The sequence below is a fragment of the Brassicibacter thermophilus genome, from assembly GCF_055378355.1.
Map to the genome: position 1 here is coordinate 1450975 of NZ_AP042446.1, position 13697 is coordinate 1464671.

The 13697-nt window shown below is 29.5% G+C and carries 7 protein-coding genes; 2 read left to right on the forward strand and 5 right to left on the reverse strand.

From position 1 onward, the window contains the following. Positions 1–2 precede the first annotated feature (2 nt). Together ACZ41D_RS06835 and ACZ41D_RS06840 are read left to right on the forward strand one after the other, a co-directional pair. A complete protein-coding gene (locus ACZ41D_RS06835; RefSeq protein WP_464150687.1) occupies positions 3–3593 on the forward strand; it encodes an NAD(P)-binding protein in 3591 nt (1196 codons plus the stop codon). A 409-nt stretch (positions 3594–4002) separates the two neighbouring features. Continuing rightward, positions 4003–4683 (forward strand): hypothetical protein, encoded by a 681-nt coding sequence (locus tag ACZ41D_RS06840; protein ID WP_464150688.1) that lies wholly within the window; start codon positions 4003–4005, stop codon positions 4681–4683. Between the two features lie 87 nt (positions 4684–4770). Here ACZ41D_RS06840 and ACZ41D_RS06845 read toward each other — a convergent pair whose 3' ends face one another. From ACZ41D_RS06845 to sdaAB, 5 genes are read right to left on the reverse strand one after another with little or no spacing between them, the layout of a single operon-like run. Then, on the reverse strand, positions 4771–5820 hold the full coding sequence (locus tag ACZ41D_RS06845; RefSeq protein ID WP_464150689.1) for a flavodoxin family protein: 1050 nt from the start codon (positions 5818–5820) through the stop codon (positions 4771–4773). Further along, the gene (locus ACZ41D_RS06850) at positions 5817–7061 is read right to left on the reverse strand and encodes a lactate/malate family dehydrogenase (protein WP_464150690.1); all 1245 of its coding nucleotides are present in this window, start codon (positions 7059–7061) and stop codon (positions 5817–5819) included. The genes ACZ41D_RS06845 and ACZ41D_RS06850 overlap by 4 nt, the downstream gene beginning before the upstream one ends. A gap of 11 nt (positions 7062–7072) precedes the next feature. Next, positions 7073–11953, reverse strand: a complete 4881-nt coding sequence (locus ACZ41D_RS06855; protein ID WP_464150691.1) for a cytidyltransferase — start codon at positions 11951–11953, stop codon at positions 7073–7075. Positions 11954–11969: 16 nt separating this feature from the next. Further along, positions 11970–12836, reverse strand: a complete 867-nt coding sequence (gene sdaAA, locus ACZ41D_RS06860; RefSeq protein ID WP_464150692.1) for an L-serine ammonia-lyase, iron-sulfur-dependent, subunit alpha — start codon at positions 12834–12836, stop codon at positions 11970–11972. 15 nt (positions 12837–12851) lie between these two features. Then, positions 12852–13520 (reverse strand): L-serine ammonia-lyase, iron-sulfur-dependent subunit beta, encoded by a 669-nt coding sequence (sdaAB, locus tag ACZ41D_RS06865; RefSeq protein ID WP_464150693.1) that lies wholly within the window; start codon positions 13518–13520, stop codon positions 12852–12854. Positions 13521–13697: the final 177 nt, after the last annotated feature.

Genomic DNA, 13697 nt, shown 5'->3' on the forward strand with positions numbered 1-13697 from the left:
TAATGTCTGTTGTAAGAATAAATATAAACGGAAGAGAAATAGAAACTTCTTCTGATAAAAATATATTACAGGTTGCATTAGAAAACGGTATAGATATACCTCATCTTTGTTATGATGAAAGAATGGAAGCTTATGGGGGATGCGGATTATGTGTTGTAGAAATTGAAGGAATAAAAAAACTTCAAAGAGCTTGTGCAACACCTGTAAGGAATGGAATGATAATCAAAACCCATACTCCCAGAACGATAGCTACTAGGAAAACAGCTTTAAAGCTATTGACGTCAGATCATAGGGGAGATTGTAGACCTCCTTGTGTATTAGCTTGTCCAGCACATACTGACTGTCAAGGATATGTAGGACTAATTGCAAATGGACAATTCAAGGAAGCATTAAAATTAATAAAGGAAAGATTACCTTTACCAGCATGTATAGGTAGAGTATGTCCACATCCATGTGAAGATAATTGTAGAAGAAGATTTGTAGACAAACCTATATCAATAGCTGCTTTAAAAGCTTTTGTTGCCGATTTAGATTTAGAAGATGAAAGCTATATACCTACTATTGGAAAACCTTCAGGTAAAAAGGTAGCTGTAGTTGGTGCTGGTCCTGCAGGACTTTCTGCTGCATTTTTCCTTGCAAAATCAGGACACAAAGTAGTTATATATGAAGCAATGGCGGCTGCAGGAGGAATGTTGAGATATGGTATGCCAGAATATAGACTTCCTAAAGACGTACTTGATAAAGAAATAAAGCTTATAGAAAAAATGGGAGTAGAAATTAAGCTAAATAGCAGACTTGGTGTTGACTTTACTTTAGAATTTTTAAGAAAGCATTATGATGCTGTATTCCTAGGTCTTGGAGCATGGACTAGTCGTAGCCTAGGCTGTAAAGGTGAAGATGCAGACGGTGTAATGGGTGGAATAGAATTTTTAAAAGATGTTGCAACTAACAGTAATGTTAAACTTGGCAATAAAGTAGTAGTTATAGGTGGTGGAAACACTGCTATGGATGTTGCAAGGACAGCTGTTAGATTAGGTGCAAATGAAGTTACAGTAATGTATAGAAGAACAAGAGATGAAATGCCAGCAGAAGAAATAGAAATAGTAGAAGCTGAAGAAGAAGGAGTTAAGTTTGAATTTCTTCTATCACCATCTGAAGTAATAACTGATGGTGGCAAAGTAACAGGTTTAAAGCTTCAAAAAATGCGTTTAGGAGAACCTGACGCTTCCGGAAGAAGAAGGCCTGAGCCTATACCTGGTGAAGAAGTAATATTTGAAGCTGATACAGTTATTTCAGCTACAGGACAATTGGTTTCCATTGGAAATATAGATGGTTTAAGTACTACAAAGAGAGGTACTATAGAAGTTAATGAATCAACATTTGAAACAAGTATACCAGGAGTATTTGCTGGAGGAGATGCTGTATCAGGGCCAAAAAGAGCTATTGATGCAATAGGTCAAGCTAAAAATGCTGCTAGAGTAATTGATAGCTATTTAAATGGAGAAATAAAACCTATAGTAGAGCCTTACTATGTAAAACAAGAGGACTTAACAGAAGAAGATTTTGCTGATCGTGAAAAGAAAGAAAGAGTTCAACTCAGAGTATTAAGTCCAGAATTTAGAAAAACTAATTTCCATCCAATTAATCAACAGATGACTGCTGGAGAGGCTATGGATGAGGCTTCACGATGTCTTGAATGTGGATGCCAAGATTACTTTGAATGCCAGTTGTATAAGTATATTAATGAATATGATATTGATCCAGATAAACTTAAAGGGGAAAAACACGATAGGAATAAGAAAGAAGAACATCCATTTATTGAGAGAAATCCTGATAAATGTGTTCTTTGCGGATTGTGCGTAAGAGCATGTGATGAAATAATGGGCATTACAGCTTTAGGATTAGTGGACAGAGGATTTGAATCAGTAGTTGCTCCTGAATTTGGATTACCTCTAAAAAATACAGATTGTATCTCATGCGGACAATGTGTTGATGTATGTCCTACTGGAGCTTGCATTGAAAAATCAGCAGTAGATAAGCAAGTGCCTGTAGAATTTAATGAAACAGATTCAGTGTGTGGATACTGTGGTGTTGGATGTAATCTGGTAATGGAAAGCAGAGGAAACTTGGTATTCAAATCAAGACCTAACAAAAAAGTTGAAGAAGGAATTCTTTGTGGTAAAGGTAGATTTGGAATTGAGCATATAAATAGTAAGGATAGACTTGTAACTCCTTTCGTCAATAAGGAAGGAAGATTTGCTCCAATGAGTTGGGAAATAGCTTTAAACCACATGGTTAAAAAGCTTCAATCTGTAAGAGGTATTTATGGTGAAAATAGTATAGCAATTATTGCGTCACCAAGATTTACAAATGAAGAGTTCTTTGTTATTAATAAACTAGCAGAAAACTTAAATACAGATTTAGTTGGTTCATTTAGTATTGAAAAGGAAAGTGGACTTGAAAAAGTATTTGGCTACAATGCTTCTACAAATAGTTACAAAGAAATGAAAAATACAGACGTGATTTTATCAGTTGGTATGGTAGCAGAAAATCATCCAGTAGCAGCTGTAAAAATCAAGGATGCTATAGCTAATAGAGGAAAGCTTTTATCAATTAGTCCTAAAAAGACAAGATTAGAACAGTGGGCAGATCTAAGCTTAAATCTAGAAAACAACATAGAATTTATCAAGGGAATAACAAAAGCTATAATTGACTTAGGATATGCAGATGAATCAAGAGTAGAAGGTTTTGAAAAATTGAAAGAAGCAGTTAAAGACGTAAATGTAACTGAAGAAATGAAAAACATTGCAAGTATTTACGGAGAAGCTAAGAGTGCAATGATAGTAATTGATGAGGATACAGTTACTAATAAAGGAATTAAATTATTAGCAAATATAGCTGCTCTAACAGGTAAAGTTGGTAAGCCTTATAGTGGTATCATAGTAGTAAGACAAAAGAATAACTCTCAAGGTGCTTGGGATATGGGAGTTAGAAAATCTGGTGAAGAAATAGTTGATTTAATTAATCAAGGTAAAGTTAAGGCTGCAGTGATACTTGGTGAAAATCCAGTAGGTATTAATGCAGAAATGAAAGAAGTTCTTAATAAGCTAGAATTCCTAGCAGTAGGAGATATGTTTATGACAGAAACTGCTAAGATATCAGATACAATTTTACCATTGGTAGATATTGCTGAAACTACTGGTAGTGTGACTCGTTCAGATAGAAGAATACAATATGTAAATCCAGCAATTGAATCTAAGGTTCAATACAATAATTTAGATATGATTTTAGAAATATCTAATAGACTAGGTATAGATTTGAATGATATAGAAGATATAAGAAATAGTATATCTAAAGAAGTAAGTGAATACAAAGGATTTGCTAAAGCAGACGGAAGGCCAACTTACTGGCCAAATTCCAATGAAAATATAGAAGGTACTAATGTACTATATATGGATGGATTTGCAACAGAAAATGGTAAAGCACATCTTTATATTCCTTCAACAGGCGAATTATTCAAAGAAAAAGTAGTATATGACACTATAGAAAAAGACTTTATTGACTTTGCAAGAAAAGAAGGATTAAATATATAAAGTATTTAGTATGCAAAAAAGGCTGTGGGATTTTTCCACAGCCTTTTTATGTGTGCGCACAGCATAGGCGCTAAAATAAGATTTACAAGTAATATATATATATATAATAATATATAGGAAAATATAGGAATATATAGTAGGCATTAAAAGATATATCGTAACAATTTATATATTAGCAATACAAAAAGTATAGCTAATGAAAATCAACATAATATATATGTAAATATTAATAATAGCTGACTTAAGGAATTTAATGAAAGTGAATTAGAACATATTATAGGAATAAACTAATGTATAGAGGGAACGGCAAGCTGCGTAAAAACAAAATTTATGTTAATAATTATGCGTGCATTGGACATATTTTGTTATTGTATATTATCTAAATGTAGAAAGGTGGTTTAAAAAGATTATGAAGTTAAAAAAATTAGGAAAATGGATTATTATAGGGATTGCTTTATTTATTATAATAGCAATATTTAGTTTATTAAATTCAACAAAGTCACAGACAAATAATATATCTAAAAAGGAGAATATAGGAATATTAGTAGGAGAAAATATAGAGGGATATAATAAAGATGAAATTATACAAATAATAAATGTTGTAAAAAAGATAGAAGAATTAGATCATAAGTTTTCTAATTTCTTATTAACTTATGATGAATATATAAGTGAACTAGATAAATTAGATACATTTTTTGCAGATTGGATTGATGATGACAGCCATTATGATAGAAGATATGTACCTATTATTGATATGAAAAAGCTTAATAAAGATGAAATAAACGAGATAAGGAATACGACAGATACATCAGATGAAGTAAAGGTTGAAATGTCAAAAGTATATAGTGATGAAAAAAACATATATGTTTTTACAAAATCTACCATTAAAAATGATGATTCAGATGATGTATTAGTTCCAGATAATATTATAACTAGAAGATATGATATAAGAAATATAGATGGAACTCTAAAAATAATAACTATTAATATGGGAATTTATGATGAAAATACTGAAGAAAACCAAATTCAATTTAATAAATTTAATAATCAAAGTGTAGATTACAAATATACTTTTAATCCATTAACATAAACCAATGGCATAAACCAAGGGGACGGTTCTCTTGGTTGACACAAATAAAACCAAGAGAACCGTCCCCTTGGTCGAGGTTTCACACACTTACAACATTTCTTCCATAATATTATGAGCAAATTTTTTTGCTCTATCTTCAATATTTGGCACAGATAATATAGCGTCCTTATCGTTAGCAGTAGCCATGAGAGCAAAGTAGGGGGGAAGTCTAAAGGTTTTGTTGATATTTAATGCACTTATTAATTGTTTTGCTAAAGCGTCACTTCCTGAATGACCAGATACTATTATCGAATACATGGTTTTGTCGTAAAATTTAGTTTTTCTAAATAATGCTGTTAGTCTATTTATGACTGCTGTAAGATTTGCGGAAAGAGCATCATTGTAATTAGGACAAATCCATAAAAGAATATCTGCATCTAAAATAGCAGGATATATTTCTTCAACTATAAATCCACCATAAAAACAACTGCTTTGTTCACCGTAGTGTTTACAGGTTTTATATGGGCAACCAATGCAGTCATGTATTGTTCCGTTAGCTATATGTATTTCATTTATATCAATATCCTTTAAATGTTTTTTCACCATATCCCAGAGTCTCATTGTATTTGATGTATTTCTATTACTAGAGTGAAGTACTAATAATTTAGGCTTTTTATATGTTTGTTGAGGACTATATTTTATTAATCTATCTCCTAGGTTATAGCATGCTTCAATACAAGTATCTTCTAAAGATTTGTTAGTTATCTTTTGAAGTGTACGTAGGTTATTTAGTGACCCAGTTGCCTCAACAATAGGTCTACCTGGGAAACGACAGCCAAGAGAGTTTGCATGAAAAATAATATTTTGAGCTGCAGTTTTCGTAAATAGTTCACCGTTACTATGTATCAGTGCCGCACCTGTTGAACCGTAAAGAGAGTCTAATCCTTTATCATAAAGTTCATTTATGATTTTTGAAAGATTTATGCTAAAGCCTGATTTATCTAGTTCTGCAGTAAAGACTATTTTTTTATTTCTTAAATCAGGTAGATTATTACTATTGGTTATGACTTCAAAATTTCCTGCACTCATTATACTATTTATCATTTTTTCTAGCATTAAAGAGGGTTTATCTGCAACTATTATATAATTGCCTTTCATATAATTTCACCTAGCCTTTTATAGGTTAATTTAATCTTTTCATAAAGAGAAGAGGGTAAAACCAATCTTTCCAATTCTGTACCTGAGTGAGTCAATCTGTTTTTTGCACCCATATATACTCCTCCTAAAAAGGTGGAACTATAGTGCCACTGGCCACTAATGGTATACAATATTGACAATGATCCAGAAGAAAGAGCAGGTGCAATATATGGTTTAAATCCAGTTTTTCTAACTTCTAAATTTGCAGTAATAGTTTTTTGAGTAAGATATTCTGATATTTCTTCATTGTAGTTTTTTATACTATCAGCTACTATTAGATCTTTTCCATGAGGACCAAAAACTCTTCCTTCATTCAAAAAATGAGAAGTTTTTTTACTTTGTTTAGCATAGTAACAAGCCCTTGCATTCATAACTCCTAGTCCATAGCCTCTAATTTGTTCAGGAGCAAGGCCTTTGTAGTCTAAATTTCCATTTAAGTCCTTATTACTTTCATTAAATACCACTTTGCATAATAAATCTACAGGGTCAGAAACTACAGCAAAGATTCCTTTAAAATTTTTATCTCTTGCTAATTTTGCATATTCTTTTATTATTTTTGAATTACTTTCTAATTGAGCCATTCTCACATCCTTGATATTGCTTCCCACTGGAGGGACTCCGCGAGATGCACAAAAAACAAACATATCACAGTCAAATAATTCGTCATAAGAAATACCTTTTACATCAGGATAAGAATCTTTACTAAAAGGAGGAAGTATTTGATTCATCTCATATTCCCATCTCTTAACTTTATCTGGATTTCTATCATATATACCTATTGAATCAATGTGTTTACTACCCATTAGCCTTAATCCAGTTAAAAGCATTCCTCCTACATCTCCCAAAGCTAGTATGTTTATTTTCCACTTTTCTTTGAGAAATTCACGGTTAAGCATATCTTGCCAATTATCATAAGATGTATTTAAAGCTATAACTTGACGTGAATTAATTTTTGATTTTAACCATTGAGGTATATCTATATTGTGGTTATTATATTTTAACAACTCTATATCTTCTTTATTTACGTTTAAAAGAGAAGCATCTGAAATGCAAAAGCTTTTTCTAGATCTTCCAACAGGTAGTTTTACTAAATAATATAGTATACCATCATAATTTTTAGCAATTATTTCGTCTTTCTTTTCTAAATAATCGTATTTATGCTTAGAAAAGAGTATTTTGTTATCTATTGAATAATAATACATTATATTCACCTCTAAGATTTTCTAATGACTATATCTTCCATTCTTTTTAGTTGTTCTAGATCATTCTTTAGATATTCCGATACTTTAAGATTTAAGTCATATTTTATATGTTTTCCTCTATCAGGATATCTAGGGTTTTGTATAACTTTACCTAAATCCTTAAGAGTAAGATTTTTTTCATTAATTCTTTGATATTCAGATTCAATAGCAGTAAAAATGTCTATTGAATTTTCTATACATACTTTAGACAGATTAAATATTTTTTCATTTGATGTATTTTTGATAAATACTGGCGATGTATACGGCAATATAAAGTTTATTGATGGTAGTATATTTCTTTCTGGGAAAAAACCTCTCCATACTGTATCTCCACCAATATAAGGATATAAATCATTTTCATTAAACCAGACATTTAGATTAGGTATATAGTATGCGCTATCTACTTCCATATTATTTATCTCCATTAACTCTTTGCCTTTTCCTGTTAATATTCCGACAATAATTTTTTTAATTTCTATTTTCCATTTTTTTAACAAAGGCATTATAGCTTTTATTCTATATCCTTTGTTTAGAAGATCATCTACAAGAATAACAGGTCTATCAAAAGAATTGAGCATTTTAATTTGATTATTAAGATCCATATAATATGGAAATGGACCTATGTCAAATGAATTAATATCCGGTGCATACATCTTTTCTGTATGCATTGATTTTGTTACAGTATTTGGGATAATACGTCCGTTTAGTATTGTTCCAAATGGCACACACATATACTTTCCTAATTTTCTCGGTTTTAATTGTTTAGTAGGTACTTCATTAGTTTTGCAAATTTTACCTATTAAAATATCATAAAGTATTTCTTGGTCAAAAGATAGAACAAGATTTCCTGGATATAGCTGTGATATTGACTTTTGAAGTTTTTTTCTGGTTTGCTTAATAGTTTTTCGAATTTGTTCGTTGTAACCCAATGAATCTTTTAAAACATTTTCTAAATCTAGATTTAATGTACATGGTCTATTCATGTTAACAACGAAAACATTTTTATTTTCACTTTTAAATGAAAGCATTTCAAATCCAAAACATCGTAAAGTTTCTTGTAACTCAAATGGTGTACTTACAGGAAAATAATTTTTAAAAATCGCATAATTATAATCTTTTGCGATACAGTAAGTTAAAGTTTGATTTAAAATAATTTGATATGGATTATCTATTTTAATATTTTTATTGGCGAAGATACCGTCTATTACTATAATTCTTCCAGAAGCATTTTTTCTAATATATTCAGATATATTTTTATTTTTAAATTGAGAAAATATCATGGTTGATCTAAGCCAATGGAAAACAGAAAAATACAATATAGTATTTTTATTAATATCTTTTATTATCATTATTCTAGAATTTGGTATACTATTTACTTTTTTTAAGCATTGAAACATTTCATTACTGCCATCAAAAAAAGTTTTTGTTAAAGAAGATGCAATATCATCATCTATATATTCAATGACTTGAATATCTAAAGATTTTATTTGAACTAAAGATTTATACTGTGGTTCTCTAAGATATATTCCTTGTTCATATATATATTTTTGAGACAAAGGATCAATTAGTTCTGAGATATCTCTATTTTGGTCTATATATCTCCTAATTTGTGTTGAACTAATATCCTCATATTGAGGGGGAAGTGATAAGTTTATAATATTACCTTTTATTTTATTTAATGCTTTTTTTATTTCTATATCATCATTTTCTGATGATGATATGCTTTTTCTATTGAAAATAATATGTGGGAAATTGTGAATTGAATGTTCTTCTATAGCTTTCTTATATGATGAAGCGTTTAAAATAACATCACTTCCCACAACAATATATACATCTGCATTAGGAAATAAATCTTTAAGCATTTTTAAATCTTTAGGATTAGAGATATTTATAGGTATATCTTCTGGAAACAAATATATACCTAATTCATCAGCTATGGACATACTGATAATATTTCTTCTTAACTTATGAGGTTGAGTTCTTTTTGACCACGAAAATTCATCAACTGCCAAATATACTTCGAATCCTAAATCTCTTATTTCCTTGGCAATTTCTTTATGGCTAAGAGAAAAAGGATCAAATGTACCAGGGAAAAATGCTATTTTATTGTTTTGACTAATGTTTATTTTTCCTTTAAAGAAATTATAATCAGATATGAATCTGTATATATAATTTAATGAAACTGAATTATTTAAGAATAAAAGTTGATTTTCTTCCCTTTTTGGTAACAATGTAAGTATTTTTTTACATATAAGATTAAATATTTTATTTTTTTGTTCTAGACTAAGTTTTTGGGTATCAAATACTTCTTTTCCAATTATTCTGAAAGCTTCGTGTTTTATGTGTTGATTATAATTTATTAAGCCATTTAATAGTATACCAAGCATTTTAATAAGTCTGTTATCATAATCTTTTTCATCTTCTTTAAAATTACTTCTATATTTTGGATAATTTTGAATAGTAATTCCTACAGTTCTAAGTATTAAGAAAATAATTTGAGTATTAGATTGTTTTACTTTTTCAGAGAAATCATCAATTATTTCGTCTAATTCTGTTGGAGGCAGATAAAGTATTATTTGACCTAGATATTGGGGAATATATCTAGTAAACTGGTAACCTTGAATTTCTAATCCTCTTAATAACTCTACAGCTACGTCATTTCTTTTGTCTAGAGAAAGATATGGCATCATTTTTACCAATGCTTCTCCTGCATGATTGCGTACGCTTTCTATTGCACTTACTTTTATAAGATTGCAAAAATGCATTGCAGTATGAATTCCTGTTTTTTCAGGGTTTTTTATTGCTTCTTCTAAAAGAAGATGGATATGGATTTTTTTACTTACCCAATTGGTTGCACTTTTAAGATTAGTTAAAAAGATCTCTGAAATATTTTTATTATCTTTAATCCTACTTAATTGTATTTTATGAAATATTTCTCTACTAATATTAATTTCTTTAGCTATTTTATATTTCAAGAAATTTTCAGCAGGAAATGATGAAACTGGATTAATACAAAGCACATTTTTTAATTTATTTTCAAAATTACTATTTTTTTTATTTGAAATTAAATAATATGCAGCTTCTAAGGCACTTAATCTTATTTCAATATTTGTATTATTTAGCATATCAACAACGTAATCACAAAGCTTTTCAAAAGATTTATTACTAATATGGTTTAATGGAATATATTTGACTGTCTGTATATTATAAAATTGTGGTGATTGGTCATAATTTTGAGATTCATTGTAAAAGTTTAGTAGTATATCTACATATTTTGCAATTTTTTCTTTACGCGAGTTTTTAAAAACAGATGATATCATTACTTTAAGATTATATTTTATCCAGTCTCTGTGGACTTGTATCATTTTATGGTCTGGATTAAGAAATAAGGTTAGATATTTTTTAAAAAGTTTAAAACTAGTTATTGCAGGATTTTGAATTGAAGCATTTTGAGGTATTTCTTTCCTATATTCTTCGTCAAATAAAGCTATTAAAGTACCTATTAACTCTGCAGATTGCTTTCTGATGTCTTCATCTTTATGAACTAGCAATTCATATAGAAAACTAATTGTAATAACTTTTTGCCTTTGAGTTAAATATGTCGAGTATTCCTCAAATATCTGTAGATAACCTCTTAAATTGTTCCAATTATTTTCACTACGTGCCATATCAAGGATATTGTTTAGAGACTTTTCATCTATGAGCTTATTCATAAGATTTATATTGTGTTCAATAGAAAAATATTTAATATTATTAATTATTTCATTGCCTTGCATAAGAGAATAATATTTAATATTATTTTTTTTATTAGTAGTTTGGTTTAAATCAACACTTATACCTAAATCTATCATATAATCCTCGAAATCTTTAAGTTTAGCATATACACGTTTATATCTTTTTTCTTTTGTTTCATTTACATTATCTAATTTATTTAATACAATGTTGAAAGCTTCGCTTAAAGAAAAAATATGCATTTCATTTGAATTATTAACTTTTTTATTTTTAACTCTAAAATCAGAGTATATAAGTATAAGAGATTCAAGAGGAAGATTTTCTAATTCTAAATCCCATGTTGAGTGATTGGTAGCTATATGTCCGATATAAGGAATATTATGATTTTTAAACCATAAGTCTGTGTAATAGTAGTGAAGATATGGGACTCTTTTTAATTCTTCACCTTTACATCCAAATTTCCCAATATCATGTCCAGCAGCAGAGCCAGAGACAATACCTAAATCAACAGGCAACCCTATTTGTTTTAATTGTCTTGCAATATATACAGCTATGTAGTGAACTCCACTAATATGGTCTAGAGTATTATGTCCTGTTAATTCTTGATTTAATTTCATCATCTCATATACATAAAGATTATTAAAACATTTTTTAAATTTCTTGTACTCTTCTCTAAACCTAGAGTTAAATTCTTCTTCATTAGATATAAAGGTTAAAGGATATTTGCAGTAAAAATTATCAGGTGCAATAATATGTTCATACTTAGAAAATACCTTAGATGCTTCAAGATAAATGATGGCTCCTTTGTTTAGATTATTATCAAATACAATATCTACGGAAGAAGGAAAAGATTTGCTTACAGTAAATTGATATATATAATAGAGCCAGTCGTTACATTTACTACCTGAAACTGACTCTATCATATCCTTGCATAACTCTAAAATAGCTTTGCAACTAAAATCGCTGTTTTTTACCATTTCATTAATTATGGATAAAAAATCATTGCTAATTAGATTATATTCAATAGTTTTTCTAGATATATTATTACTATCTAATAAATCATTATTCAATAAGTTGCTTTTTAAAGCTTTGTAAATTTTTAATGGTAACATGTTATTCATTATATACCTCCAATATTTAAGATATTCTCGAGGCTATTGTCTTTCCAGTTTCAGTAGCTGCAATTCCTCCTAATGCAGTTTCTTTTAAAGTAGTTGGCAAAGAATTGCCAACTTTATACATTGCGTCTACTACTTCATCGAATGGAATTATGCTTTTTACTCCTGCAAGAGCAATATCAGCAGATATAAAAGCATTTACAACTCCAATGGCATTTCGTTTTATACATGGATGTTCAACTAGACCAGCAACAGGGTCACATACAAGACCTAATACGTTTTTCAGCGAAATACTAGCTGCATCTAGAGACATTTGAGGTGTTCCTCCGTACATTTCCACTAATGCAGCTGCAGCCATAGCAGCAGCTGAACCACATTCAGCTTGACAACCTCCTTGAGCTCCAGATACAGTAGCATTTTTTGCAATTATTTGACCTATGCCACTAGCAGTAAAGAGTGCATTTACCATTTCATCTTCACTTGCTGATAATACCTCTGCAGCTGTTACGATTGCAGCAGGTATAATGCCAGAAGAACCAGCAGTAGGTGCAGCTACTATTTTCCCCATAGCAGCATTAACTTCTGAAGTAGACATGGCTCTTGCTATAGCTTTGACAATTATATCACCAGATAGTGTTTTGCCTTTTTTTCTATATTCCTCTACTTTTTTTGCGTCACCACCTGATAAACCACTTACTGATTTTATATCGTTATTAAGTGCATAAGATGATGATTCAAACATTATTTTCAATCTTTCTTTCATCTTTTCTCTTATATAACTAATAGGTTTTTCTTGAAGTTCGCTTTCATATTCAATAACAATATTTGATATTTTTGTATTTCTTTTTATAGTTATTTCTAGCAATTCTTTACCAGTATTATACATTTCACTCTATCTCCTTTAAATATTTATTGCTTTTACGGATAGTACTTCTTGGATTTCATTAAGATCTGATATTAATTTTGATGTTATTTTACTATCTACTTCTATAATCATACATGCTCGTTTTCCTTTACCTTCTCTGCTTACTTTCATAGTTGCAATATTTATATTATTTGATGCTATAGTAGTAGTTATTTTACCTATTACTCCTTTTTTATCTATTTGATTAATGATAAGTGTGGAACTATTACCTGTGATTTCAACAGAATTTCCATTTATATTTGTTATAACAACATTTCCACCGCCAATAGAAGATCCTGTGACTTCCCCAATAATTTTTTCGTTGATATCTTTAAAAACAAACTTAACTGTGTTAGGATGTACATAACCTAAATCATCTTCTATGAATTTAATACCAATTTGATTTTCTTGAGCTAATCTTAAAGAATATTTTAAGTTTTCATCGTCAGGATCCATACCCATTATGCCTGCAACTAATGCTCTGTCAGTTCCATGACCTTTATATGTTTTAGCAAATGAACCATGAAGATGAAAATCAATGTATTTAAATTTTTCACTAATAATTACAGCAGCAAGTTTACCTAATTTAGCAGCACCTGCAGTATGAGAACTTGAAGGTCCGATCATCACAGGACCTAAAACGTCAAAAACACTATATTCTTTCATATTATTTTCCTTTCTTAATCATAGTTTAGTATTAATATTTTAGCATTTTACTTTGATTTTATCAATTAACGTAATAAGGAAATTTCACAGTAAAATAATTCAAGAAATTTTGAAAGTTATAAATTTTGACCTTGTAGTAATTATGCAATTTCCTTATAATAAAAAACACTAAAAGGG